Origin of the sequence: Bradyrhizobium paxllaeri (genome assembly GCF_001693515.2) — a bacterium.
Classification (GTDB): domain Bacteria; phylum Pseudomonadota; class Alphaproteobacteria; order Rhizobiales; family Xanthobacteraceae; genus Bradyrhizobium; species Bradyrhizobium paxllaeri.
Map to the genome: position 1 here is coordinate 3,449,683 of NZ_CP042968.1, position 25,921 is coordinate 3,475,603.

General features: G+C 63.4%; 24 protein-coding genes. 12 read left to right on the plus strand and 12 right to left on the minus strand.

The annotated features are described in order from the left end of the window. Window positions 1-105: 105 nt before the first annotated feature. Together LMTR21_RS16275 and LMTR21_RS40875 are read right to left on the minus strand one after the other, a co-directional pair. Window positions 106-723: a PilZ domain-containing protein gene (locus LMTR21_RS16275; RefSeq protein ID WP_057837294.1), complete on the minus strand. Its 618-nt coding sequence runs from the start codon at window positions 721-723 to the stop codon at window positions 106-108. Window positions 724-789: 66 nt separating this feature from the next. Then, window positions 790-1,164, minus strand: coding sequence for a hypothetical protein (locus LMTR21_RS40875; RefSeq protein ID WP_246175588.1), 375 nt, complete (start codon window positions 1,162-1,164; stop codon window positions 790-792). A 138-nt stretch (window positions 1,165-1,302) separates the two neighbouring features. On the opposite strand from LMTR21_RS40875, the gene LMTR21_RS16285 reads away from it, so the two are divergent. Both LMTR21_RS16285 and LMTR21_RS16290 read left to right on the plus strand, forming a co-directional pair. Continuing rightward, the gene (locus tag LMTR21_RS16285; protein WP_065755568.1) at window positions 1,303-2,076 is read left to right on the plus strand and encodes an enoyl-CoA hydratase-related protein; all 774 of its coding nucleotides are present in this window, start codon (window positions 1,303-1,305) and stop codon (window positions 2,074-2,076) included. 89 nt (window positions 2,077-2,165) lie between these two features. Beyond that, complete coding sequence (locus LMTR21_RS16290) at window positions 2,166-3,572, plus strand: adenylate/guanylate cyclase domain-containing protein (protein ID WP_065755569.1); 1,407 nt, start codon at window positions 2,166-2,168, stop codon at window positions 3,570-3,572. A 104-nt stretch (window positions 3,573-3,676) separates the two neighbouring features. Here LMTR21_RS16290 and LMTR21_RS16295 read toward each other — a convergent pair whose 3' ends face one another. After that, on the minus strand, window positions 3,677-4,231 hold the full coding sequence (locus tag LMTR21_RS16295) for a PAS domain-containing protein (RefSeq protein WP_065755570.1): 555 nt from the start codon (window positions 4,229-4,231) through the stop codon (window positions 3,677-3,679). A 566-nt stretch (window positions 4,232-4,797) separates the two neighbouring features. On the opposite strand from LMTR21_RS16295, the gene LMTR21_RS16300 reads away from it, so the two are divergent. Both LMTR21_RS16300 and LMTR21_RS16305 read left to right on the plus strand, forming a co-directional pair. Continuing rightward, window positions 4,798-5,595 carry a rhomboid family intramembrane serine protease gene (locus LMTR21_RS16300; RefSeq protein WP_187399359.1) on the plus strand — a complete coding sequence of 266 codons (798 nt, stop codon included), beginning with the start codon at window positions 4,798-4,800 and terminating at the stop codon, window positions 5,593-5,595. A gap of 189 nt (window positions 5,596-5,784) precedes the next feature. Beyond that, entirely contained in the window at window positions 5,785-6,213 is a 429-nt protein-coding gene (locus LMTR21_RS16305; protein ID WP_065755571.1) for a CBS domain-containing protein, read from the plus strand. A 3-nt stretch (window positions 6,214-6,216) separates the two neighbouring features. Here LMTR21_RS16305 and LMTR21_RS16310 read toward each other — a convergent pair whose 3' ends face one another. Beyond that, window positions 6,217-7,278 carry a patatin-like phospholipase family protein gene (locus LMTR21_RS16310; protein WP_065755572.1) on the minus strand — a complete coding sequence of 354 codons (1,062 nt, stop codon included), beginning with the start codon at window positions 7,276-7,278 and terminating at the stop codon, window positions 6,217-6,219. A 234-nt stretch (window positions 7,279-7,512) separates the two neighbouring features. Here LMTR21_RS16310 and LMTR21_RS16315 point away from each other — a divergent pair, with 234 nt between their 5' ends. Next, complete coding sequence (locus tag LMTR21_RS16315; RefSeq protein WP_148636059.1) at window positions 7,513-8,586, plus strand: hypothetical protein; 1,074 nt, start codon at window positions 7,513-7,515, stop codon at window positions 8,584-8,586. Between the two features lie 145 nt (window positions 8,587-8,731). Here the strand turns inward: LMTR21_RS16315 and LMTR21_RS16320 are convergent, their stop codons facing one another. Both LMTR21_RS16320 and thrS read right to left on the minus strand, forming a co-directional pair. Then, window positions 8,732-9,295, minus strand: coding sequence for a nitroreductase family protein (locus tag LMTR21_RS16320; protein ID WP_065755573.1), 564 nt, complete (start codon window positions 9,293-9,295; stop codon window positions 8,732-8,734). Between the two features lie 82 nt (window positions 9,296-9,377). Continuing rightward, a complete protein-coding gene (thrS, locus tag LMTR21_RS16325; RefSeq protein ID WP_065755574.1) occupies window positions 9,378-11,423 on the minus strand; it encodes a threonine--tRNA ligase in 2,046 nt (681 codons plus the stop codon). A 256-nt stretch (window positions 11,424-11,679) separates the two neighbouring features. On the opposite strand from thrS, the gene LMTR21_RS16330 reads away from it, so the two are divergent. Further along, a complete protein-coding gene (locus tag LMTR21_RS16330) occupies window positions 11,680-12,948 on the plus strand; it encodes a hypothetical protein (RefSeq protein WP_065755575.1) in 1,269 nt (422 codons plus the stop codon). A gap of 107 nt (window positions 12,949-13,055) precedes the next feature. Then, entirely contained in the window at window positions 13,056-14,171 is a 1,116-nt protein-coding gene (locus LMTR21_RS16335; RefSeq protein ID WP_065755576.1) for an MFS transporter, read from the plus strand. A 14-nt stretch (window positions 14,172-14,185) separates the two neighbouring features. Here the strand turns inward: LMTR21_RS16335 and LMTR21_RS16340 are convergent, their stop codons facing one another. Beyond that, window positions 14,186-15,427 (minus strand): alpha/beta hydrolase, encoded by a 1,242-nt coding sequence (locus tag LMTR21_RS16340; RefSeq protein ID WP_141688555.1) that lies wholly within the window; start codon window positions 15,425-15,427, stop codon window positions 14,186-14,188. A gap of 357 nt (window positions 15,428-15,784) precedes the next feature. On the opposite strand from LMTR21_RS16340, the gene LMTR21_RS16345 reads away from it, so the two are divergent. After that, window positions 15,785-17,158 carry an APC family permease gene (locus LMTR21_RS16345; RefSeq protein WP_065755588.1) on the plus strand — a complete coding sequence of 458 codons (1,374 nt, stop codon included), beginning with the start codon at window positions 15,785-15,787 and terminating at the stop codon, window positions 17,156-17,158. 2 nt (window positions 17,159-17,160) lie between these two features. Next, window positions 17,161-18,402 carry a hypothetical protein gene (locus LMTR21_RS16350; protein WP_141688556.1) on the plus strand — a complete coding sequence of 414 codons (1,242 nt, stop codon included), beginning with the start codon at window positions 17,161-17,163 and terminating at the stop codon, window positions 18,400-18,402. An 11-nt stretch (window positions 18,403-18,413) separates the two neighbouring features. On the opposite strand, the gene yidD is transcribed toward LMTR21_RS16350, so the two are convergent. Beyond that, window positions 18,414-18,767: a membrane protein insertion efficiency factor YidD gene (gene yidD, locus LMTR21_RS16355; protein ID WP_065755578.1), complete on the minus strand. Its 354-nt coding sequence runs from the start codon at window positions 18,765-18,767 to the stop codon at window positions 18,414-18,416. Between the two features lie 237 nt (window positions 18,768-19,004). Here yidD and LMTR21_RS16360 point away from each other — a divergent pair, with 237 nt between their 5' ends. Beyond that, entirely contained in the window at window positions 19,005-19,937 is a 933-nt protein-coding gene (locus LMTR21_RS16360; protein ID WP_065755590.1) for a COG3904 family protein, read from the plus strand. A gap of 105 nt (window positions 19,938-20,042) precedes the next feature. Here the strand turns inward: LMTR21_RS16360 and LMTR21_RS16365 are convergent, their stop codons facing one another. Further along, entirely contained in the window at window positions 20,043-20,492 is a 450-nt protein-coding gene (locus LMTR21_RS16365) for an iron-sulfur cluster assembly scaffold protein (protein WP_065755579.1), read from the minus strand. 231 nt (window positions 20,493-20,723) lie between these two features. Here LMTR21_RS16365 and folE point away from each other — a divergent pair, with 231 nt between their 5' ends. Both folE and hisI read left to right on the plus strand, forming a co-directional pair. Then, window positions 20,724-21,461, plus strand: a complete 738-nt coding sequence (folE, locus tag LMTR21_RS16370; RefSeq protein WP_065755580.1) for a GTP cyclohydrolase I FolE — start codon at window positions 20,724-20,726, stop codon at window positions 21,459-21,461. A 68-nt stretch (window positions 21,462-21,529) separates the two neighbouring features. Further along, window positions 21,530-21,979, plus strand: a complete 450-nt coding sequence (gene hisI, locus LMTR21_RS16375; RefSeq protein WP_065755581.1) for a phosphoribosyl-AMP cyclohydrolase — start codon at window positions 21,530-21,532, stop codon at window positions 21,977-21,979. 21 nt (window positions 21,980-22,000) lie between these two features. Here hisI and LMTR21_RS16380 read toward each other — a convergent pair whose 3' ends face one another. From LMTR21_RS16380 to mddA, 3 genes are all read right to left on the minus strand, one after another. Further along, the gene (locus LMTR21_RS16380; protein WP_065755582.1) at window positions 22,001-24,118 is read right to left on the minus strand and encodes an alpha/beta hydrolase; all 2,118 of its coding nucleotides are present in this window, start codon (window positions 24,116-24,118) and stop codon (window positions 22,001-22,003) included. 2 nt (window positions 24,119-24,120) lie between these two features. Continuing rightward, window positions 24,121-24,738 (minus strand): TetR/AcrR family transcriptional regulator, encoded by a 618-nt coding sequence (locus tag LMTR21_RS16385; protein WP_065755583.1) that lies wholly within the window; start codon window positions 24,736-24,738, stop codon window positions 24,121-24,123. 123 nt (window positions 24,739-24,861) lie between these two features. Continuing rightward, window positions 24,862-25,647, minus strand: coding sequence for a methanethiol S-methyltransferase (mddA, locus tag LMTR21_RS16390; protein WP_141688557.1), 786 nt, complete (start codon window positions 25,645-25,647; stop codon window positions 24,862-24,864). Window positions 25,648-25,921: the final 274 nt, after the last annotated feature.

Sequence of the window (25,921 nt, forward strand, 5' to 3'; positions counted from 1 at the left end):
GCGTTAACTGACTTTGGCCGGCGTCGAACAGCCAAAAGGCGGTATCCGGCAACGCGGATACCGCCTTTGAAGCTGAAAAATCAGGGTTTTTTGCCGGTTGGCGCTTTACCGCGCGGTAACTGCGTCTTCGAGCGTCTCGCCGACCTGCTCGTGGACGAACTCCAGCGCGAAGCCTTCCTCGAGATTTCGCACGACGCGGGACTGCACCTTGCCGAGCATGACCAGCGATTTCAGCGGCGGGCGGTTCTCCGCGGCGATGGCAGCACCCGACAGCGACAGGTCGATGATGCGGCAGGTCATCTTGCTGCCGTCCTCGAGGGTCAAGAGCGCGATCGGGTTGCGCGGCACGATACGGTCGTGGCGGCGGTCTTCGGGCAGGTTGAGGATATCGCGGTTGGCGAGCCAGGTGAGCTGCGCGGCGAGCTTGTCGCGCTTGCGCGCGGTCGCGCCGACCGTCATGGCAAAGCCATTGTCGATGATGCGGGTGATTTTGCCTTCGACCCGGCCGATATGGTCGAGATAGGCGATCACGCGGTCGCCGACATTGCCGATGCCCGGCGCCAGCAGCGCCAGTCCGCCCGGCGACATGTTAATAATCTGGCAAGGAAATTCGCGCCGATCCGGCAGCATGTAGCGGCCGAGCAGGTGGACCTTGACGCGCTGAAAGCGCCGTCGCTCCTCGGCGGACGGGACAGTAACTGTTTTCTTTTGCGCAAACGACATCTTGCCACCAGACAGCCGGTCCTTCGGCGTCGGAAAGACCCTAAGGCCGACAGGGTTAACGATGTGTTAGCGGCGGTTGCAGGATGTGCGGGCACTACGTGAACTGCGGTCGCGGCGCAACAATCCGGTTGTATCCCCATAACAATACCGGACCATGGCGAGTTGTCCGATCAACATCAGCACGAGCGCACCTGATATGGTGGTCTTGTCGCCGATCCTTTTTCCGACCGCGCCGCCCGGCAAGGACAGCGCAACGCCCGGCGTAAAATAGAGGCCGATCAGGAGTCCGATATCGGCCAGGCTGGCATCGAACTTGGCGCCGAGCAGGGCGCAACCGCAGCGACGCTCTGAAACTGGAACGCCACGGTCAGCCGCACGATGAACAGCACGGCCAGAATACCCCAGCGATTGCTCAACGCTCGCTCCTCTCAGGGTAAACAATCACTGCGCCGATATTGGCACAGTGATGGCGGTATCGCCTATTTCTGTGCCAGTTGATCGAGGTCCTTCTTCCGGTACCATCAGGGTTTGTCGCGCCCGGCCGGGCCGGCCAAAATACCTGTGAACGGAGGTTGCGAAATGCCGGGAGTGAAGCGCGAGCGTGATGGCAATGTCACGGTGCTGACATTGGATGAGCCTGAAACGCTGAACGCGATGACGCCTGATCTATTGGGCGATCTCGCCATTGCCATCGGTGAAGTTAACGACGATCCGCAGGTGCGGGCGCTGGTGCTGACGGGCGCCGGCCGCGGCTTTTGCTCCGGTCAGAATCTCAAGGCCGCGCAGATCCTCGGCGACGACATCGCGGCCGGTGTGATGAAGTATTACTGGCCGGCGTTCAAGGCGATGCGGGAGTGCCGCGTGCCGATCGTGGTCGCCGTCAACGGCGTGGCGGCGGGCGGCGGGTTCAGCCTGGCGATGGCGGGCGACATGATCGTTGCCGCGCGCTCGGCGCGCTTCATTCAGGTGTTCAGCCGTATCGCGCTGGTGCCCGATCTCGGTTCGACCTGGCTGTTGCCGCGCCTTGTCGGCCGGCAGCGCGCGCTCGAATTGATGATGACCAACGAGCCGCTCTCGGCCGAGCAGGCGAAAGAATGGGGATTGGTCCGCGACGTGTTTGACGATGCGGCGTTGCGTGACGGCGCGCTCGAACTGGCACGCAAGCTCGCCGCGGGTCCGACGCGTGCGCTGGTCGCGACGCGCCGCCTGATCGATGAGAGCGAGCACGCCAGCTATGCCGACCAGTTCCGGCGCGAGATCGAAACACAGGCGGTGATCCGCCTGAGTGCTGATGCGGTGGAAGGGCGCAACGCCTTTCTCGAGAAGCGGGCGGCCGTATTCAGCGGCCGCTGATGTCCCTGGCTGTTATTGTCACGAGTCGTTGTTGAAGGCGTGAGGCCGAAGCAGTTTCCGTCCCGCACTCTTTCAGGTAGCATTGTCGCATGAGCGAAGCAGAGACCCTGTTTGCGGCCCTGCGTCAGTCGGCCAGTGACGACGTGGTTGATATGCTCGAGCGTATGGTGCGGGACGCCCCGGATCATGCCTTGAACAAGATGAACGCGCTTGACCTCGCTGCCAGGGAAGGCCTCTCCGAGGAACGGGTCGTCGCGGCGCTATTGAACGCGGTGGCGCTTGGCATCTTCGAGATGACATGGAATGTCATGTGTCTGAGCTGCGCAGGCGTTCTTTCCGCCAACAAGAGCCTGAAGACGCTGGACAGGAGGCAGTATAGTTGCGCTTTCTGCGCCGCCGGCTATGAGACGACGCTGGACAACCTCGTCGAGGTGACCTTCACGGTGAGCCCGCGCGTACGCAGGATCGCGGCCCACAGCCCCGATGGTTTGTCCGTGGCGGAATATTATCGCCAGGTCTTTTGGAGTTCGGCCATCGATCTTCCGGCGGATCTGGAGAAGGTGCTGGACGAGGTCACGCTTGAAAGCGTCGACTTGCCGCCGGGAGAGAGGGCCATCCTCTCCCTGCACTTGCCGGCAGGCACATTGATTGTGTTCGATCCCGTGACACATGCGGCGCAATTCCTCGAAGTCAGCGGCGGGGAGACGAACGGGCGCCAGAACCTGTCCGTAGTCTTCAACAAGGTGCAGGTCCCGGTCGAAACCATTGCTTTGCATCCCGGGCCACTTCGCCTGACCCTGGAGAACCGTACCGATAGCCGTGTGCTGCCGGCGGTATGGATGGCGAACCAGGCGCTGGACAACCTCCTCAATCGCCGCAAGCCCATTCTCACCGCGAAACGTCTGCTCACCAATCAGACCTTCCGCGACCTCTACCGGACCGACACACTTGCCATCGGCCAACGTCTCAAGATTCTGAGCCTGACTTTCCTGTTCAGCGATCTGAAGGGCTCGACGGAGCTGTATGAGCGCGTCGGTGACCTCGTCGCCTTCGATCTCGTCGACGAGCATTTCCGGCTGCTGCAGGAGATTATCGTTTCCGAAAGGGGCGCGGTCGTGAAGACCATCGGCGATGCCGTAATGGCGACCTTTGAGACGCCTGACCGCGCCATCGCTGCCGCTATTCGCATGCGTGAGGCGATGAGCGATCTCGGCGCCCAGCGTCAGCATCAAAGCTTGCGTCTGAAGATCGGCATCCATGAAGGATCGTGCCTTGCGGTCACGCTCAATGCCCAGCAGGACTATTTTGGTCAGACCGTCAATATTGCCTCGCGCGTTCAAAGCCTTGCGGCCTCGCGCTCGATCGTCGTGACGAAGTCCGTGGTAGAGAACGCGCAAACTCAGGCACTGCTGGAGTCCAACGGGTTAAAACCGTCGCTCAAACGCGTGGCGTTGAGCGGCATCGAGGACGAGGTGTTGGTCTACGAGATTTCTTGACACGGCGGTTCGTTGAGCCTGCAGGTCAAATCCTACAGACACGTTCGCTCCTGCAGGCAATGCGCGGCTCGGTTAGCTGACCTGGCCGACGAACTGGTTGCCGCTTACCGCAGCCCCTCATACACCATGAAGCCGCGCGCGATGGCGAGCTTGCGCAGGGCGCGCGGGACGAACTTCTCGGGACGGTGCAGATAGCGCCACGACGTCAGCTTGAAATCGCTGATCGTGCCGAGGTCGTTTTCGAACGGCGCCAGCAATCCGGTCAGGCTGATCGGCGCATGCGCCCGGTTGTTGAACGGCAGCAGCAGTAACTCCAGATGCGCCGTCGCGCCGTCTTCAGACGTCGCGGTGATGCCGGCAATGGCCGCCAGCATTTCCTCCGCAACGTATGTGATGACTTCCTCGATCTCGCGGCGGCTGTCCGGGGTGAACAGGGCGGAGAAGCTCGTGTCCTTGAGGTCGCGGCCGAGCAGGGCGCAGACGCGCGTCCCGGCAACGCGAAACGGGTAGCCGGCGTCGTTGTCGTAGGACAATACGAAAATGTCGCCGAGCAGCTCGCGTACCGCCCCGGGTTCGATCTCGCTGCGGTCCGGCGCCCGCGCATCGCCGCGTTTCGCATCCCAATAGGCGAAAAACTCGCGGCTCGATGGGTGTTTCATATCCTTATCCTCGCCCCCCGGGTTGCCTGGCGAGACACTTCTGTCTCGCTTTTGCGCAACACGCCTTCCCTCGGCTGTTGTGCAGGACAGGCTTTGCAGCGTCCATGCCGTCAACGCGATTTGGCCGCGCGCGGCGCGGCTTTGCGTTGTTAACGTTAAATTAACTATGAGGTTGGCGAACGCAGAGCGGCGCGCGTAGGGTGGAACGCATCAGTCGGCGCCGGCTTATCTCTGAATTCTCGGCGCAGTTGGTACACGGGCGGCGTCAATCAGTTTGGTCATCGCGCGGGGAGGGGTGGGGATCTGATCCCGGCTCCTGGGGCGCGAAAAGATCAACGAGACAAGGGAGGATGTTCTCAGCATCCTCCCTTTTTCTATTTTGGGGTCTCGTGTCCCGGACGCGGCGCGGCACGCAGTGACGCGACGCAGGGCCGACCCAACACCGGCCTCGGGATCGACGCTGTGCCAATTCCCGGACATTGACCGATTGTGCACTTGCACGGGGCGGGCAAAGCCGCCTATCTGGGCCAATATGCCGCGAAGCACCAGCTAAGGTTCTGGATCCCTTGGAATCCCAGTCGTACTCATCCCCGGTCGAGCCGCCGGACGCCCCGCGTGAGCCGATCCTGACGCTGCCCGGCGCGCTGACGGCCTATATCGCGTTGATCGCGGCGATCCACTTGCGGGTGCTGCTGCCGGTGGAGCTGGAGAATTGGACCATCGACGTCTTCGGTTTCATTCCGAAGCGCTACGACTCTACGCTGCTCAATATCACCTTTCCCGGCGGGGCCGGCGCCAAGGTCTGGACCTTCGTCACCTATTCACTGCTGCATGCCAATCTCAGCCATATCGGTTTCAACATATTGTGGTTGCTGCCGTTCGGCAGCGCACTGGCGCGCCGGTTCGGCCCGGTCAGGTTCTTCGTATTCATGGCGGTGACGGCGGCAGCGGGCGCGCTGGCCCATCTCGTCACCCATGAGCACGCCATCGCACCGATGATCGGCGCCTCGGCCTCGGTGTCCGGCGCCATGGCCGCCGCCATCCGCTTCGCCTTCGTGAAGGGGAGCTTTCTTTCGTTCCATCGGGGCGATGCCGATGCCGCGGCGAAAGTTCCGGCGCTGTCGCTTTCCCGCGCGCTGCGCAACGGGCGCGTGCTCGGATTTCTGGCGGTGTGGTTCGGCGTCAACATCATCTTCGGCCTCGGCTCGATTTCGATCGGGTCCGAGGGCGCCAGTGTCGCCTGGCAGGCACATATCGGCGGATTCCTCGCCGGCCTGATGTTGTTCTCGCTGTTCGATCCGGTGCCGCGTGCGATGCCGCATGCTGCAGATGCTTCATCGCCGGACGAAGCTGGCCGCGTCTGATCGCCGCTTGCGGCGAAGGACGATTTCATCCATCATCCACACAGGTTTCAATGCAAGCCAAAGCCGCTGCCGAGCAGGACAGCCGCGCCTGCCAACTGCGCCCGAAACGAACGCGGCGCGGAACTGTTGATTGAAGACTCGCGAACAAGTCGGGCTCTCGGGGGCGCGATAGGGATTCAGGAGGCGACAATGACGGTACGCACAATTCTCGACACCAAAGGCCATCACATCATGAGCGTCGAACCGGACGCCAAGGTTTCGGCCGCGATCAAGCTCCTCGGTGAGCGCAAGATCGGCGCCGTGCTGGTGATGAACCAGGGACGTCTCGAGGGCATCATTTCGGAGCGCGACATTGTGCGGGTGTTGGGCGAGCGCGGCGCCAGGATTCTCGAGGAGCCGGTCAGCGCCGTCATGACGCGCAAGGTCGTGAGTTGCCGGGAGTCCGACACCGTCGCCGGCATCATGGAAATGATGACGATCGGCAAGTTCAGGCATCTGCCCGTGGTCGAGGACGGCAAGGTGGTCGGGCTGATTTCGATCGGCGACATCGTCAAGAGCCGCGTGCAGGAATACGAGGCCGAGCAGGAAGCACTGCGCGACTATATCAAGACGGCTTGATCGCTATTCCTTCTCGGCCTTTTCCGCCGCTGCCGCAGCTTCGCTCGCCGTCGTCGGCGGCACGAGAATGTGGATCGCTTCCTGGATCGAATCGATGGCGCGCTCAGCGGCGCGTGCGCCGTGGGCAATCAGATCGTCGGCGCGATGAAAATCGAACCAGCCGATCTTGCCGACGCGGGGGGAGATCAGAAGATCCGGCGGATCGCCGGCAAGCCGTGCGCGGGTGATGCGGTCCTGCATGATGTTGAAGGCATCGACCATCACCGAGGAGATGCCGGGCCGTCCGCCGCCGCCGAAGAACTCACGCTTCATCGTGCGCTCCGCGGAGAAGAATTTTCCGATACCGCGTTTCCGCGGCTCGGGTTCGGGTTCCGGCATCACCGAGACCGAGACGCCGGGTGTCGGGCCGTGGGAATAGATCGTCGTGGAGTGCGCGAAGACGTCGCTGGAAAGATTGGCGGCGATGACGATTTCCGCGCCGAGCGCGCGCGCCGCCGACACCGGCACCGGATTGACCAGGGCGCCGTCGACCAGCCAGCGGTCGCCGACCAGGACCGGCGAGAATATGCCGGGTAGCGCGTAGGAGGCGCGCATCGCATCCACCATGGGGCCATGGGTCAGCCAGATCTCGTGGCCGGTGCGCACTTCGGTCGCGACGGTAGCGAATTTCACCGGCAGGTCCTCGATCAGGCTCTGACCCAGCGCGGTCTCCAACTCGGCCGCGAGCTTGGCGCCGCCGATCAGGCCGGAACCGTTCAGACGGATGTCGAGATAGGAGAGGACGGTTCGCGGCTGCAGGCTGCGCGCCCATTCTTCCAGCGTATCGAGATGTCCGGCCGCATAGGCGCCGCCGACCACGGAGCCGATCGACGTTCCGACCACGACATTGGGAATGATTCCGTGGGCCACCAGCGTCCGGACGATGCCGATATGGGCAAAGCCGCGGGCGGCGCCACCGCCGAGCGCCAGTCCGATCACCGGCCGGCGGATGCTGCCGAGCCCTACCTTGTCTTTGTCCTGGGCATCGGAGCCCTTTTGGCCGCGCCCCATCCAGCTGTCCAACACGCAAACTCTCCTGCGGCTGCCACGATATTCGCCGCAGCGCGGCTGCGCCAGAATAGACTATCGCGATCCCGATGCATGGTTTATGCCCCGGCACACCCGGCGTAGGCAGGGAATGTGACTGGACCGCGACCGCAGCATCAACATGACGTGCTCGCACGGTTCCGCCATGGCCGGGCGGCCTGACTTTCGCCACCAAGGCTTGAATTTGCCGCGTTTTCGGTGAAAAGCATGGCCATGATTTCGGGCGGCAACGGCATTGCTGGAAACGGGCAGGGCGGACGGCCTTTCCCGGCGCTTATGCTTGCATTGGCGCTCGTCGCGGCGCTTTCGGTCCCTGCTTCGGCCCAGATGTTCTCCGACCGCCCGCCACCGGTGCCGCCGGCCGCGGTTCCTGACGTCCAGACCGGGCCGGCCATGAACCTGGCGCCGCCCTCCGGGACCGGCGCGATCCCGACCGCTCCGCCGCCGCTGAACCAGCCGACCATCGTCCCTCCCTCGATCGCCACGGCCCCGCCGGCGGTCGCGCCGCAGGGGGCCTCGCCCGCAAACCAGGGGGTGCTGTCGCTGACAGCGCGCTACGGCAAGGACCTGCCGGTGATCAATGGCGGGCTGGTGTGGCGGGTGTTCGCCGACAAGCCCGACGATACCGGCACGTTCAAGCTGATTCGCGAGGAGCGCGGCGCGACCCCGAACATCGTGCTGCCGCCGGGCAACTACGTCGTCCACGTCGCCCTCGGCCTCGTCAGTGCGGTGCGGGCGGTGAGCCTGAAGGCGGAGACCGACCGCGTCGCCTTCGTGCTGCCGGCCGGAGGTCTGCGAATCGAAGGCCGCGTCGGCTCTAGCAAGATTCCGCCGAACCAGATTTCGTTCGCGCTGTACAAGGGCAGCCAGTTCGAGGGCGGCGCCGAGCGTAGCCCGCTACTGCCGAGCGTTCCCGCCACCGACGTCGCGCTGCTCCCCGAAGGGACCTACTACATCATCTCCAACTATGGCGACGCCAATTCCGTGGTGCGCTCCGACATCCGGGTGCAGGCCGGCAAACTGACCGACGTCACCGTCAGCCACCGCGCGGCGGTGATTACGCTGAAACTCGTCGGCGACAGGGGCGGCGAGGCGCTCGCCAACACCGCATGGTCGGTGATTACGCCGGGCGGCGACGTGATCAAGGAATCGATCGGCGCGTTTCCCCGCGTCGTCCTGTCCGAAGGCGAATACCGGGCCATTGCCAAGAACGAAGGCAAGGTGTTCGAGCGTCCCTTCAACGTCGTCAACGGCGTCGATACCGAGGTCGAGGTCATCGCGCGCTAGATTAGCCGCGAGACGGCTTGGCGGTACACCGCGGGGCCCGGACAAAAAATCGCAAAACAACCCCATGCAAAGTAGAATTCGCCCCGGCTCGTAGTGCTCACGCCGCTTGCTTCCGCAGCGCGAGATGGTTCGCGGCGTGTCGGCTTCAGAACCGCGTCACGATATCGGACAGCGCCGGACGAGGGCGATCCTCAACGGGCTTTGCCGGCGTGCCGATATGGATGAAGCCGGCGAGCCTTTCGTCCGCCTTCAGCCCGAGCCCGTCGAGCACGTCGCGGTCGAATGCAAACCAGCCGGTGAGCCAGTTGGCGCCGTAGCCCAACGCGGTGGCGGCGGTGACAATGTTCATGGCGCTGGCGCCGGCGGACAATTCCTGCTCCCAGGCCGGCACCTTCGGGTGTGGCCGGGTAAAGCTCACCACGGCGATCACCAGCGGCGCATCCATCAGCCGCCGCTTCTCCACCTCGATATCGGCGGCCGGCGCGGACGGGTTCTTTTTTGCAAACACCCGCGCGATGACATCACCGGCGCGCGCCCGGGCGTCGCCCTCGAACACGATGAAGCGCCACGGCGTCAGCTTGCCGTGATCGGGCACCCGCGCGCCGATGGTCAGGATGGTCTCGAGTTCGCCAGCCGTCGGGCCAGGGCCGCTCATCTCGCGCGGCTTCACCGAGCGGCGGATTTTCAGCAGTTCAATGGCATCAAGCACAAGGATGTCTCTCGTCGGAAAAGGCTGCGCCAGAGATAGGGGCGCAGCCGGTCCAGCGGAAGCTATTTTAGATCGATTGTGATCAGACGGCCATCCGCGCCCGCTTCACATCCGGCGGGGTTGCCTCCTCGACGAGTGCGGCCAGCGCCTCGTCGGTCGGCATCACCTTCTGGCCATCGCTGCCGAGCCGGCGGATCGAGACCGAATGCGTCTCGGCTTCCTTCTTGCCGACGACGAGCAGGGCCGGGATTTTCGCCAGCGAGTGCTCGCGGACCTTGTAGTTGATCTTCTCGTTGCGAAGATCGATTTCGACGCGCAGCCCCGCGCGCCGCGCGGCGGCGGCGACCACCTTGGCGTATTCGTCGCCTTCGGAGGTGATCGTCGTCACCACGACCTGGGTCGGCGCCAGCCAGAGCGGGAAATTGCCGGCAAAGTGCTCGATGAGAATACCGATGAAACGCTCCATCGAGCCGCAGATCGCGCGATGCACCATCACCGGTGCCTTCTTCGAGCCGTCGGCGTCGATATAGAACGCGCCAAAACGTTCCGGCAGGTTGAAGTCGACCTGCGTGGTGCCGCACTGCCAGTCGCGGCCGATGGCGTCGCGCAGCACATATTCGAACTTCGGCCCGTAGAACGCGCCTTCGCCCGGGTTGATCTCGGTCTTGATGCGGTTGTTGCCGCTGGCCTGGATTTCCGCCAGCACGGTCGCCATCACGCGTTCGGCGTGATCCCACATCTCGTCGGTGCCGACACGCTTCTCGGGCCGGGTCGAGAGCTTGACCGTCAGCTCGCCGTCGAAGCCGAAATCGGCGTAGGTCGACAGGATCAGCTCGTTGATCTTGAGACACTCGTCGGCAAGCTGGGCCTCCGTGCAGAAAACGTGCGCATCGTCCTGGGTGAAGCCGCGCACGCGCATCAGGCCGTGCATGGCGCCTGATGCCTCGTAGCGATGCACCACGCCGAATTCGGCAAGGCGCAAGGGCAGGTCGCGGTAGCTCTTCAGGCCGTGCTTGAAGATCTGCACATGGCCGGGGCAGTTCATCGGCTTGAGCGCAAACCAGCGCTTGTCCTCGGCCTCGTCCCCGGCGGATTGGGCCGCGAACATGTTCTCGCGGTACCAGTCCCAATGGCCCGAGGTTTCCCACAATCCCTTGTCGAGGATCTGCGGCGCGTTGACCTCGTCATAGTCGCCGGTCAGGCGGCGGCGCATATAGGCGATCAGCGCCTGGAAGATGGTCCAGCCCTTCGGATGCCAGAACACCACGCCGGGGCCTTCTTCCTGGAAGTGGAACAGGTCGAGCTCGCGGCCGAGCTTGCGATGGTCGCGCTTCTCGGCTTCCTCGATTTGCTTGAGGTAGGCGTCGAGCTCTTCCTGCCTGGCGAACGCCGTGCCGTAGATGCGCGTCAGCATCGGATTGTTGGCGTCGCCCCGCCAATAGGCGCCCGCCACCTTCATTAGCTTGAAGGCGTTGCCGATCTTGCCGGTCGAAGACATATGCGGGCCGCGGCAGAGATCGAACCAGTCGCCTTGAAAATAGATCTTGATCGGCTCGTCGCCGGGAATGGCATCGACCAGCTCGACCTTGAAGGCCTCGCCCTTGTCGCGGAACACCTGCTTGGTCTTTTCGCGGTCCCACACTTCCTTGGTGAAGGGCTTGTCGCGCGCGATGATCTCGCGCATCCGCTTTTCGATCGCCGCAAAGTCTTCCGGCGTGAACGGCTCGTTGCGGAAGAAGTCGTAGTAGAAACCGTTCTCGATGACAGGGCCGATGGTGACCTGCGTGCCCGGCCACAGCGATTGCACCGCTTCCGCCAGCACATGCGCGCAGTCATGCCGGATCAGTTCCAGCGCGCGGGGATCCTCGCGGTTGATCAGCTCGATCTTCGCGTCGTCCGAGATCGGATCGTTGAGATCGGCGACCACGCCATCCAGCGCCATCGCGACCGTGCGCTTGGCGAGCGAGGGCGAGATGCCCCTGGCGATGTCGAGGCCGGTGATGTTCTTGGCAAATTCGCGCTTGGCGCCGTCGGGGAAGGTGAGGGTGATCTTTTGCACGGGTTCGGCCGGTTTCAAATTAGCGAGGCCGAACTGGAATCCCGAGGCGGGCGTATTCTGGTCAGGCATTGTCGTCTCCTAGAGCTCACTCCTGCGAACGAGCGCAGGTAAGCGGGAAAGCAGCGGTATAGCAGGGGATTCGGCTCCTGCAATCGGGCAATATCGAGAAAATCACGCCATATCGCGATCACAATGAAGGAAAGTGCCGGTCGCTCTAACCTCACAGGAGGCCTGGTTCGCCACCAGGGATTGCCGGACAGTCGCGCATTGTCTAGCCTTGCGTATTGCGTGTTTGCTCGCCCATTCGCCCGATTGTGCCGGTCTGATGATGTTTCGGTTTCTCGTTCTCGCAGCCCTGCTGCTGGTCAGTGGCGAATTGCGTGCCGAAACGCCGGCCGAGAAGGCCGGCTTTGCGCCGAGGCTGATCATCTACAATGCCAAGGGTCCGGCCAATTCCTGCGGTCCGGGTTGCGACCGCTGGGTCGCGATCGAAGGCCAGGTCGATGAGGGAGCCGCAGCGCGTGTCAGCCGCTTCCTGCGTAACGCCAGGGACACGACGCGCCCGATCTATTTCCATTCGCCTGGCGGTTCGGTCAGGCCGTCCTATGTCATCGCCCGAATGCTGCGCGGCAGGAAGGCCGTTGCCCGGATCGGGCGCACCATCGCAACCGCCTGCGCCGGCGGAACCCAGGTCGACGCGGCCTGCCTCAAGATCAAGACGGGCGGCGGCGAGGTTGAGGCTGAACTCACGACGCGCAACGCCATGTGCAATTCGGCCTGCGGCTACCTGTTTCTCGGCGCCACGACTCGCGAGGTTGCGCCCGATGCCGTCATGGCCGTGCATAACTCCAGACTGACGCTGGTCGTTCACGGGCCGATCCCGGCGCAGGTGATCGCCGAATACAAGCAGCGCCGCATGGCGAGCGCCGATCGCGAGCGCGCCGCGTTCGTCACCTCGATGGGCGTCAGCCGGGAGCTGGACGATCTCATCAAGACGGTAAAGTTCGAGAGCCTGCACGTGCTGACGCGGGCTGAGCTCTATCGCTTCGGGATCGACAAGCGCTCGCTGCTCGAAACGCCCTGGACCTTCGAGACCGCGGCGCGCCCATACGTCCGCAAGCTCGCATCAGCTAGGCAGGGCGAGGGCGGGTCGTTCCGATCGATGGAGTGGCGGCTGTTCTGCGAGAACACGACTCGCGCCAGGCTGATGTTCGTCCGTGACGCCGACCAGGATGCCGGCAGCAAGAAGGACGTCAGCAGCAACAAGACGGTGATGTTGATGGCGGGTCCGGAAAAATCCGTGGCCTTTGGAAGATACCCCGCGCGCGTCGGCAAGTTCGAAATCTGGAGCGACATCGTTGCGCCCGAGGCCATGGAGGCGATGCTGGCCGCTCCCCGCCTGCAGATGGGCGAACGCACACCGGCGGCGGATGGCAAGACCGACCTGTCGACATTCGACATCGACACGGTAGGCCTCGGAGCGGCGTGGACGCGGCTGCTGGCATCGTGCCCGGCCAACAACCCACGACCGCCGGCGGCGGCATCCACCAACGTCAACGCCGATCCGGCAGCCGCGGCAAATCCGGCGAAGTGAGCAGAGGGCACGGATTCGATCAGCGGCCATGCATTTGCATGCAGTTGCATTGAACTCGGCGGCTGACTATACGCGACGGTGTGAAACGCTTCGCTCCCACCGCCCTGATGCTCGGCAACGTCGTCACCGGCTGCTCGGTGCTGGCGCCGGCGGGTATGCTGGTCGAACTCTCCTCCGGTCTTGACGTCTCGATCCGCACGGCAGGTCTTCTGATCACCTTCGGCGCGATCATGCTGTGTGTCGGTTCGCCGGTCACGGCGTGGCTGACCTCGAGGATCGAGCGCCGCACCTTGCTCACGGCTACGCTCGCCGTGCTGGCGCTGACCAACATTGCGTCGGCCTTTGCGCCTGACTACGCGAGCCTGCTCGGCATTCGCCTGATCATGCTGGCGGTCGGCGCGCTCTACACGCCGCAAGCGGCGGGCACCGGCGCCCTGATCGTGCCGGTGCAAAAGCGCGGCAGCACCATCGCCTACATCTTTCTCGGCTGGTCGCTGGCGGCTGCCGTCGGCCTGCCGGCGATCACGTTTATCGCCAGCCGCTATGGCTGGCAGGCAGTCTATGGCGCCATCGGCGCGATGAGCTGCCTGAGTTTCCTTCTGCTGGCGTGGCGCCTGCCGGCTGGGCTGATCGGCGCGCCGGTCGACCTGAAGACATGGGCCGCCATCGGCCGCAACCGGATGATCCTGCTGCTGCTGTTGATCACGACCGCGCAGATGTCCGGCCAGTTCGTGATATTTACTTACATGGGCCCGTTGCTGGCGCGGTTGACGGGCGCCGGCCCGGATCCGATTGCCCTGGTCTTCGCCTGCTACGGTATCTGCGGCGTCATCGGCACCGCGATCGCCACCCGCATCGTCGATTCCTGGGGCGCCTGGAAGACCTCGGTCCTGTTCACATCGGTGCTGTTCGCCGGCGTGAGCGGATGGGCGCTCAGCGCCGGCATCTATCCGCTGATGGCGGCTGCCGTCGCGATCTGGGGGATTGGATTTGCTTCCACCAATTCGATGCAGCAGGTGCGGCTGGTCGGCGCAGCACCTGCGCTTGCGTCGGCGTCGATATCGCTCAACACGTCGGTACTCTATGTGGGGCAGGCCATCGGCTCGGCCATCGGCGGTTTCCTGTATGCGCGCGATCTCTTCCTCGCCAATGGCTATGTCGGGGCGGCCTTTGTCGCGATCGCCTTGACGACGGTGATCCTGACCAAACCCAAAAAGGCCTGATCCGGCGAAGGCGTTTACCGATTTGCGTAAGGCGCGCCGCTGGCGATCCGGGTCAAAGCGGGCGTTGCCGCCATCTTGACCAGCACGTCCTTGACCGGATGCTCGGTCCAGGCTTGCGTCACGTAATCGCGATGGGTGACGCCGTCAGGCGTCTGCACGAACACGACGCTGCCGGGACGCAGCGGTCCGTCCATGCTCTCGGTGACGGTGATGCCCTTGTCGCGGAGCATTTGCATCAGCTCCAGGTCATGCCGCTTGGTGTAGCGGGTGTACGAAGAAACGAAGAAGCCGGTGCGGTTCTTCTCGATCCAGGACGCGAACTTGTCGAGTTCACCATAGACGGCATCGAGCAGGAACACGCCACGGACGCGGTTGGGGAGGCCGCCGACCTCGAGGCTCCAGGCGGTCGGCAGGAAGCCGCCGCTATAGCCGACGATCACGATCGGCATATTCGCAAACGCTTGCGCCGACTTCGGATCGCCGTAGAGGCGGGCGAGATGGCCGGCCGATTCATCGATGAAGCGCTTCAGGCCGCCGGGCTGCCAGAACTTGCCGGCCGAGGAGTCGGCGGCATTGACCGCCATTTGCGGCGCGAGCAGCACGGCGTTGACGCCGGAATCGGTGATCTGCTGCGGGACCAATTGCCGGTCGCGCACGTCGCGCTCCAGCGTCGCGCCGTTGCCGTGGAAGAACAGCACGATTACGCCGGGCTTTTTGACGTCGAATGTCTCGGGGACATGCACCAGCACGCGGCTGTCGTTGTAGGTCTCGTCCTGCCAGTAGACCCGGCCGCCATAGCTGCGGTGGCCCTTGCGGTCGCCCTTGGTGATGTTGAGGAACGGCTCCTCGGAGCGCGGGTTGTTGCCGAAATAGGGAAAGGCCGAAGACTTCATGCTGACCAGCGTAGTCAGCTCTTCGCGCTCGGTGCGGGACAGCGTCAGCGTTGGCGTCAGCGACGCTACTCTCACAGGTTCGGTACGAACGGTACGCGGCTGCGGCGTCAGCGCAACCTGTTGCTGGAGGCTTTCGCTTGCCGTCGGGAAACGGTCGGCGAATTGCGGCCCGGGGAAACGTTCGTCGAACGTATCGGCCGAAGCCTGCGGTTTGGCGGCGCGGGATTTGGCGCCGTCCGTGTTCGCAGCCAGCATGCCGGCGCTGGGCGCCTTGCCGCACTGAACGAGCACAAAGGATAGCGGCACGATCAGCGCAGCCAGGGCAACCCAGTGCCATCGCAGCTGCAGGACGCGGCGCGGCATGACTGATGACGCCAACCGCATGGCGCGACCAATTGTCTGGAATTTCGGATCAGCTCCGACCATCCACCCCAATGTCCCAAGATCCACCGTCAACCGGGGTTAAGTTTGCACGCGGCGACGTTAAGCGTCCGGAAAAACTCCCCACGTCCGGAAGCTTGAGGAGACCACCCAATCGTGTCGCGATTGTGGGATGGTCACGATGTTTTCGCAATCCGGTAGTGGCACGGGGGCCCTTGGCGGTACCATCGAACCTATTTCGTGTCTCAATTTAAACCCTTGTTAACACTGCTTGAATTGCGCGGCGTCAGCCTGCACGATGCAGCTCTCGGCTGCGGGCGCTTGAAGATGGGGTCCGAGATGGCAGCATCACAAACGGGAAGCCCGGCTTGGGCTGGCTCGCCCACCAGTAGTGGCTCCGGCGTTTCGGTTCTGGTGGCGGTTGCCATCGTCGTTGCCGACATGGTCGGCGTCGGTGTCTTCACCAGCCTCGGCTTTCAGGTCAAGGACATCCCGTCAGGCTTTTCGATCCTGCTGCTGTGGACGGTCGGCGGCATCGTCGCGCTGTGCGGCGCGTTTTCATACGGCGAACTCGGTGCGATGTTTCCGCGCTCGAGCGGTGAGTACAATTTCCTCGGCCGGGCCTATCACCCGGCCTTTGGTTTTGTGGCGGGCTGGGTGTCGGCGACGGTGGGCTTTGCGGCGCCGGTGGCGTTGGCCGCGATGGCGTTCGGCGAGTACGGCAAGTCGGTGCTCCCTGATGCGCCGCCACTGGTGCTCGCGGTGGGCGTGGTCTGGCTGGTGTCGCTGGTGCAGCTCACCGGTGTCAGGCACTCCTCGACCTTTCAACTGGTCGCGACCATCCTGAAGGTCGTGCTGATCCTGGCCTTCCTGGCCTGCGGTTTCGTGATCGGCACAGCGCAGCCGGTGTCGTTTGCGCCATCGGCTTCCGACTTCACCTATGTCGTCAGTGCGCCGTTCGCGATCAGCCTCGTGTTCGTGATGTATTCGTTCTCGGGCTGGAACGCGGCAACCTACATCATGGGCGAGGTGAGGTTGCCCGAGCGCAACGTGCCGCGGGCGATGCTGATCGGAACGCTGATCGTGCTCGTGCTGTATGTCGCGCTCAATGCGGTATTCCTGCATACCGCGCCGATCGACAAGCTCGCCGGCCAGATCGACGTCGCCCGCATCTCCGGCAGCTATATCTTCGGCGAATTCGGCGGCCGCATCGTCGGCGCGATGATCTGCTTCGGGCTGATCTCCTCGATCAGCGCGATGATGTGGATCGGGCCGCGCGTCATGATGACGATGGGCGAGGACATTCCGGTGCTGCGGCCGTTCGCCCGCCGCTCCGGCAATGGTGCGCCGGCCAATGCCATCCTGTTCCAACTCACGGTCGCCAGCCTGATGCTGTTCACGCGCAGCTTCGAGGCGGTGCTTGAGTTCATCCAGTTCGCGCTGCTGTTCTGTTCGTTCTTCACCGTGCTCGGCGTGATCAAGCTGCGCATCACGCATCCCGATCTGCCGCGGCCGTACCGCGCCTGGGGGTACCCGGTGACCCCTGCCGTCTTTCTGCTCGTGACCGGTTTCATGATGTACTATCTTTTGGCCGAACAGCCGCTGCGGTCGATGCTGAGTATCCTGATCATGTGTTCCGGCCTGCTGATCTACGCGGTCTTCCGCAAGCGGGCGGATCAAGGCCCTGTGGCTGTCTCTGCGGGGCCCGAGTGAACATGCTGCATTCCCTGAGAATGGCGACGCTGGCGGCTTTCATGCTGCTGGCGGCTGTCGCTGCCGGTCACGCCCAGACTGCAACGGTGGACGACACCGCGAAATTTCTTGCGGGCATGATGCCGGCGGCGGATTCGCCGCTCGCGCCGCTCACCAGGGAGCCGGCCTGGCAGCGCCATGCCAAATTCTTCGACGGCGCGTTCGAGCAGCTCGAGCAGCGGCAGTTGTCAAAGATCCGCACATGGGCGGACACCAACCTGGCGGCGCCGCGGCCGACCATGTTCTACATGTTCTCTGGTCCGGATTTTCTCTACGCCAACGCCTTCTATTCGAAGGCATCCACTTACGTGCTGAGCGCGCTGGAGCCGGTAGGTTCAGTACCCGATCTGACGCGACTGTCGCGCGGCGGCATCGCATCGGCACTCTACAATGTCGAGCGTTCGCTCAGTTCGGTCCTGAGCTTCAGCTTCTTCATCACCAAGCAGATGAAGACCGATCTGCAGGCGGGCCAGATCAGCGGCACCTTGCCGATCCTCTATGTGTTCTTGGCGCGCTCGGGGATGACGGTGAAGAGCACGAGTCCGATCTCGCTGGACGACAAGGGCGCGGCGTATTCGGCTAGCGAAAATCCCGGGCCGAATGCCGTGCGCGGCGTGCGCATCATCTTCGCAGGCCCCGACGGTGCGGAGAAGACGCTGTATTACTTCTCGACCGATCTTTCCAATTCCGGCGTGAGGGCGAGCGGCTTCCTGAAATTCTGTGAGACGCTCGCGCCCGGCAACAGCCTGATCAAGAGCGCGTCCTATCTCCTGCATTCCGGCAATTTCACCACTGTGCGCAACTTCCTGCTCAACAACAGCGCCACTATCATCCAGGACGATTCAGGAGTTCCGCTCGCCTACTACAGCACGAAGAAATGGCGGCTGTTTCCGTTCGGCCGCTATCTCGGGCCGATCGATGAATTCCCGGGGCGCTACCAGGAGTCCTATGCTGCGCTGTTCCGCCGCGCGCAGCCGATCGATTTCGGGATCGGCTATCGCTGGCGCACGCCGGAAACGAATGTACTGCTGTCGGTGAGATTGCCGGACGATGGATCGCCCGCCATCGACGCCACAGCGTCGGCTGAGGCGGCGCCGCCGCCATCGCGCCCGCGCAGGCCACGGCCGCCGGCGGATATAGGGCCGCGGCCGTCGACGGATTTCTGGTCGCAGCAGCCGCGGGGCGGATTTTTCTTCTGGCGCTAAGCGCGTTGCACTCACGAAGGATTGACGCCGCGCCAGCGTCCGTAGCGCCACGGCAGATACCATCGCGCGCCCGGCGGTGTTGTGAGCGGCACGTTGTCGATGCCCGATGTGCCCCAGGGGTGGCAGCGCAGTAGCCGCGCCAGCGTCATCCAGCCGCCGCCCCACAAGCCAAAACGCTCGATCGCTTCGTCGCCATACACCGAACATGTCGGCAGGTGCCGGCAGTTGTAGCCGACCAGTAGCGACAGCGTGTGCCGGTAGATCCAGATCAGCGCGCGCCCGGCGTTGCGCGGCAAGCGGGATACTGCGTTGGCACAATCCGTGCAGTGCTTGTGTGATGACGATGACTGATCTGCGGGCGCCATGTGGACTATTTACGTAGTTTTGCGGGAGTTCCCAAGCAAGGAACCTAGAACGTGCAGATATTTACGCCACAGTTCGCAACTATCGCACCGCAAGATGCCGGAGCAAGCCAAGGTATTATGGACGACACAGGGCAGGACAGTTACCGTTTTGACGACGCGCCGATGACAGAATCATCCCGCGTTGAAAAGGGGCCATTGCCATCGCCCGTTGACGGCGGCTTGGGGGAAGGAACCAAATTGAAGTTTGCAAGGTCGCTGAAATTTCGCGGCTGGGCGCTTCTCGGCGCCACCGCCTTCTGTCTCGCTTTGCCGGGCGCGATCACGACGCTGGGCAATTCGGCGCATGCCGGCGGTGTCCTCGAAGAACGCAAGCAGCCGATGCACTTCAAGTGGAACGCCTGCCAGCCCGACTGCAGAGGCTGGGTCTCGGCCGTCGGCATCGTTACATCGGATAGTCCGCGGGAGTTCGACGAGTTTGCAAAAAATCGTCAACTCGCCGGCGCGACCATCGTGCTGGATTCCAGCGGCGGCTCGGTCAACGATTCCATCACCCTCGGCCGGCGGTTCCGTAGTCTCGGCGCGCTGACCACCGTCGGCGCCACCGTGCGCACGCGAACCCCGAACGGCGAGCGCACCAGCGTGACGCCGGAAGCCTATTGCGAGTCGATGTGCGTGTTCCTGCTGCTGTCGGGCAAGACCCGTTACGTGCCGCCGACCGCGCATGTCCGCGTCCATCAGATCTGGATGGGTGACCGCGCCGACGACGCCAAGGCCTCAAGCTATACCGCGCAGGATCTGATGATCGTGCAGCGCGACATCGGCCGGCTCACCAAATACACCTTCGACATGGGGGGCAGCGGCGATTTGCTGTCGCTCGCCCTTAGCGTGCCGCCCTGGGAAGATCTGCACGAATTGTCGCGCAGCGAATTGCGCCTGAGCAATCTGGTCACGACAGATGCGCTTGCCGACGTGTTCCCGCAGGACAATTCGTCGGTGCCGATGGCCGAGGCGAAGCCGGCCAAGCCGCAGGATCGTTTCGTCAGCTCCGCTGTGGAGGGCGAAGCGCAACCGCAGCAGGGCAAGTCCACCAAGACCGCCGAAGCCGCGGTTCCAACCGGCGGCAATGCGACCGCGCCGGCGCAACCGGCCCAGGCTCAGCCGCAGAAGTAAGGTTTCAAATTGAAGCTGTCATTCCGGGGCGCGCGAAAGCGCGAACCCGGAATCTTGAGATTCCGGGTTCGATGCTGCGCATCGCCCCGGAATGACGATCCAGCCTTACGCCTGCGCCGGCTGCTTGTTCCGCGCTTCGATCTGGCCGATGGCGTCGACCACGGCGTCGAAGGTCAGCAGGGTCGAGGCGTGGCGGGCCTTGTAGTCGCGCACCGGCTCGAGCAGCGCGATGTCGGCCCATTTGCCCTGCGGCGGTCCGCCGTTTTCCTTCAACATCTTGCGCACGGTTTCTCGCAACTCACGTAACTCGTCAGCGGTCGAGCCGACCACATGGCTTGCCATGATCGAGGAGGAGGCCTGTCCCAGCGCGCAGGCCTTCACGTCATGGGCGAAGTCGGTGACCACGGGGCCTTCCATCTTGAGGTCGACCTTGACGGTCGATCCGCACAGTTTGGAGTGGGCGGTGGCGCTGGCGTGGGGGTCGGGGAGGCGTCCGAGACGCGGAATATTGCCCGCAAGCTCGATAATCCGCTTGTTGTAGATGTCGTTCAGCATAGATCCGGGTCCCGGGCTCGGCCATGCGAGCGCCCTTGGCGGCTGGGTTTCACCGTCCTATATATGGACAGGAACGGCGGAAAAACAGCCCGGCCGTTTGCCGAGGGCGGCCCGACATGGAAACCTGTCCGGTCGCCGGCGTTTTAATGGGACTCAGGCGCCCGGCGGGTAAAACTGCCCCGTCTGCCCGGTGACACTCCGGTCTTTGCGGGCCGGTCGAACGGAGAAGACATGGACGCACTGATCAAATCCCTCCGCCCTGGCAAGCCTTCTGAAGTCAAGCCTTCGGACGTCAAGCCTTCCGAAGTGAAATCGCCCGATGTGGCGCCGGAAGCCCGCCCCGCGGAGCTCGATCCCGCCGAATTCCTGGCCGCCGCCGTCCGCGCCGACCTGCCGCGCCCGTCGCGCGCCGAGGCCGAACATGCCGTGCACACGTTGCTCAGCTATATCGGCGAGAATCCTGGCCGCGAGGGACTTCTGGATACGCCGCGCCGGGTGGTCGAAGCCTTCGACGAACTTTACCAGGGCTACCACCAGTGCCCGGCCGAAGTGCTGGACCGCACTTTTGGCGAGACTGCCGGCTATGACGATTTCGTCCTCGTCCGCGACATCGAATTCACCTCGCAGTGCGAGCATCACATGATGCCGTTCTACGGCAGGGCGCATATCGCCTATACGCCGGTGGAGCGGGTGGTCGGCCTGTCGAAGCTGGCGCGCCTGACCGATATCTTCGCCCGCCGCCTGCAGACCCAGGAGCACCTGACCGCCCAGATCGCGGCCGCGATCGACGAGGTCCTGAAGCCCCGCGGCGTTGCCGTGCTGATCGAGGCGGAGCATACCTGCATGTCGGTGCGCGGCGTCGCCAAGCATGGCGCGATGACGTTCACCAGCCGGTTCACCGGCATGTTCCGCGACAATCCGGCGGAGCAGCAGCGTTTCCTGTCCCTGGTGCGAGGCCCGAACCGGTAACCTCGCCTTCGATTGGTTTGACGCGTTTTCTTCACGCGAACCGGACACCCACTTCGCTCGAAAACGCTATGGATTTCCGCGAGGCTACCGTGTCCACATCCGCAACGATCAATGAGCGCGAAGAGGGGCTGACCTTTCAGCCCAAGTTCGACGCGTCCGGTCTCGTCACCTGCGTGGCAACCGATGCCGCCACCGGCAACGTGCTGATGGTCGCGCACATGAACGACGAGGCGCTGCGCAAGACGATCGCAACCGGCGAAGCCTGGTACTTCAGCCGTTCGCGCAACGCGTTGTGGCGAAAAGGCGAGACGTCGGGTCAGACCCAGCGCGTGGTCGAGATGCGCACCGATTGCGATCAGGACGCGGTCTGGATCCGCGTCGAGCAAACCGGCGCCGCCTGCCACACCGGACGGCTTTCGTGCTTCTACCGCAAGGTCGATGCGGCCGATGGCGGTACGCGGCTGTTGTTCGTCGATGCGGACCGGCAGTTCGATCCGAGCAAAATCTACCGCAAATAGCTGGCGCCTGTTCCGGGCTGGTCATGCCAGCAATTCACCGATCATAGCGGCTGCACGTCTCGCACCGTCGGCTTCAACCGGTTTCGGTTGATCCGGCCTCGACACAGCCGACATCATGGCATCGGCAATCATGTCGGGGGTGGACGAAGCAAAATCCATTTGAATGCCCGCGCCATAGCGGCGCAGGCGGTGGGCGACGTGAAAGTTCTGCTCGAAATGGTTTCGCAGCGGAAAGTAGATGAATGGCGTCCCGGCGGCCGCGAGTTCCATGCATGTCGTAAGCCCACCCTGCACCAGCGCCAGATCACACGCGGCAAGATGTTGGTTGAGATTGGCGACGAACGACCTGATCTCGACACCCTCCGGCGCACCCAGCGACGCTGCATCGATGCGCGGACCTGCGACCACCACCATGCGTAATGCCGGAAGCCTGGCCTTGACAATTGGATAGGCCTGCAGGACGCGTTTGATCAGGTGGGCGCCGATCCCCGAGCCGCCGACGGTGACGATGCAAACCTGCTCGCCGTCCCGATAGCCGAGCGCTTCGCGAAGAGATTGGCGGCTGCCGAAGCTTTGGGGATGCTCGCCGATGACGTAGCCGGCGAAATCGAAGTGCCTCGGTACCCATTCGCGCATCAGCGGCAAATCCGCGCCGAACGATAGCGGCGCGATGTCTTCAGGGCTGCCGACGAAAATCGCCCGATCGCGCACGGCGGGGTGCCGCTCGATATGTTCAATCATCTCGGAATTGTAGTCGGCGGTCAGCAGGGCCTCATGCTTGCCGCCGGACGGCATCGGCACGTAGCCGACGAAGTCGGTCAACCAGGCGAGTTTTGCTTTTTTCAGCTCGGGGTGTTCGTGCCAGTAGTGATCGATGTCCCAGGCCTCGTCGGCAATCACGATGTCGTAGGCGCCTTGCTCGACCGCGTCCTGGAAGATCATGAAGTTCTTGATCAGCACCTCGTCCATGCGGCGGAGTGCCTGGAAGCAGTGCAATTCGTGTTCGCCGCTTTCCAGCTCGATATGTCGCGTCTCGCTCGCCAGTCGTGCACTGAGCGGATGGACATGCTCGTTGCCGGCCTCGAGCAGGCGCGTAACCGGATCTTGCGCCAGCCAGTCCACCCTGAGGTCGGGATGCAGCTTGCGCAATTCGCGCGCGATGGCGATGTCGCGGCGGCCATGACCGAGGCCGATCGGCGAGGAGAGATAGAGCGCGCGCTTCTGCCCCGTGCTGCGCCGCAAGGTTTCACGCGTCGGCTGGCGTATCGCAAGCCGGCGCTCGATAAAGTCGTTGATCAGCGCGTTTGATTTTGCCGGATACCGCCCGAGAGGGTTGTGGCCGCCGCCTGCGATCGTTGCGAACTCCGCGCCGCTGACTTCGGCATGTGCGGCCTTTGCGCGTGCGCAAGGCTGGATCTGGTCGTTGTCGCCGTGGATGAACAGGACCGGGTAGCGGATGCCGCGATACATTTCCGCGCTCACATCGAACCCGGGAAGAGCGTTTCGCGCTTCCACCGTCTTGATCAGGGTCGGCCCGTCTGTTTCGGCAGCCCAGCCGACGCCGTCCTCGATCTGCTTGGTCGAATGCGGTTCGCTGCAGATGTTGCGAATGAAGAACTCAGCGAAGTCAGGATAGTTCTTCAGCCAGTATGCGCGGTTGAACTTGTCCCAGCCTTCATAACGGTCTCGATCAGCGAGAAAATGAGAGGCCGCAAGCCTTTCGTGCTGCGTAGGCCCGATGGCCGAGACAGTGCCTGCGAGGATGGCTGCCCGCACGCGTTCGGGATGATAGGCAGCGAGGATGGAAGCGAGCAAACCGCCAAACGAAAGCCCGACCAGGATAGCTTGTCCCACGTCGAGGGCATCCATCACGGCGAGGGCGTCGGCCAGGTAATTGTCGAGCGTGTAGGCGGCGACATCGCGCGGCCGGTCGGATTTGCCGTTGCCGCGGCCATCATAGGTGATGCAGCGGAAGCGTTCGCTGAAGTAGGGCAGCTGCGCCTTGTAGATTCGCGAGTGAACGATGCTCCAGGGCGGGATGAACAGGATGGTGTCAGGCGCATCGCCGTAGATTTCGTAGGCGAGGTTCACGCCGTCGCGGGTAACCAGACCGCTACCGTCCGGTAATTTTGCGCGCATGCTTACCTCTTGTCTGACGAGGATCCTTCCGCAATTCGGATGAGATCGCCGACGCGACGAAGCGATGCCCGTATCGGCGAGCCCTTTTTCTCCAGCCCCAGCAGGAACAGGCTTTCGCCGCCGATGAAGCTGGCGGCGGCGATTGCGCCGACTTCCTCTGCCGAAAACGGGCCGAGCGGGCCGATCGCCTGTTCGGTCTTCCGTGCCAGGCCCACGATCAGGTCGACCCAACCCATGATGCCGGCCCGGATCACCTTGGCTACTTCCGCATCATGCCAGCTCACGGCAATCAGTTCCTGCAGCACCCGCACGTAGCCCGAGGCAATGTCCTCATCCAGATAGTCACAGGCGCGGTCCCACTGCTCGGACAGTTTCAGCGACGGGTCTTCGAACAACCTGTTCTGCCGATCGAGCAACTGTGCATTGAGATATTCAAACAGCTCCAGAACGAGGTTCTGCTTGGAGCCGAAGTGATAATGGATCTGGCTCAGCGGCACGCCCGCTTCCGCCGCGACTTCGCGGGTCGACAGTCCGGCGTAGCCGGCGCGGCGCAACACTTTCTTGGCAGCTTCCAGCAGGCTGGTGCTGGTCTCAATCTTCTTCACTGCCGCGCGCGCCATGATGCCTCGTGATGTGATCGATGTGCGCCAGAACGCTACATGAAATCCGGCCGAAATGGCCAGCTTCGCCGTTTCGGCTCTGACTGTCGGGCGCCCGGCATTTAGCCGGGCAACCAATGCATGTCATCCTACCTTCGCCCTGTGTCGCGGCAGCGGGATCAGCATGGACACTTGCTGCCGGTAGCGGCGGTACTGGTCGCCGAACAGTGCGATCAGGTCGCGCTCCTCGAGCCATATGCCGATCAGGATGTAACCGGTGGTCGCGATAGCAAAGACCAGGTGACCGACCGTCATTGTCGGCGTCGCCCAGAACGCAAGCAGGAAGCCGAGATAGATCGGGTGCCGCACGGCCTTGTAGAACATCGGCGTCTTGAACTCAGGCGGCGGCAATTCGCGGCCGAGCAGGCGCGCCAGCACCTGACGCAGGCCGAACAGCTCGAAATGGTTGATCATGAAGGTGCTGGCGAGCACCACCGCCCAGCCGATCCAGGAAATCGTCTCGAGGAAAACTGCCGCAAGCGGATCGGTGGCGGACCAGACGATCCCGGTCATCGGCCGCCACTGCCAGTAGAGCAGAAGCAAAGCGAGGCTGGCCAGCAGCACAAAGGTCGTGCGCTCGACGGATGGCGGTACGATTCTGGTCCACCAGCGCTTGAAGGCGGGCCGCGCCATGACGCTGTGCTGGATGGCAAATACGCCAAGCAGGAGGGCGTTGATGAGCAGCGAAGGGAGGAGTGGCCCGGCGGCGCCGCTGTCAATGGTCTTCGGGACCGGCAAGTTGCCGACGAAGGCGATCGCATAAAGAAAGGTGCCGAGAAACAACACGTAAGTGAGCGTGCCGTACAGCATCGCCGCCAGGCCGCCGGTGATGGTCTTTGCGGGAGGGGAGTGCAGGGCATGGTCTGTCATGGTCTTGATCCTCTCTGGGAAGATTGCGGAACCTCATGCGCTTTCGGTGGTGACGGTTGCGGTGGGCGGAACCTCTCCGCCTTCGCGCCGGCAAAAATGCCGCCCCAATATATCAGTCGGTCGAACGACCGAAAAGTTCACACCGTTTTATGTTGGAAATGCGGCCCTTAACCCGTCATTAACCATAATTGCGGCAGTCTCGACCGCGTATAGGCCCTGATTGTCAGGGCCTTATGAGCCCGCGCGAGGTTTCGCGAGGAGCGGGGCAGCGGAG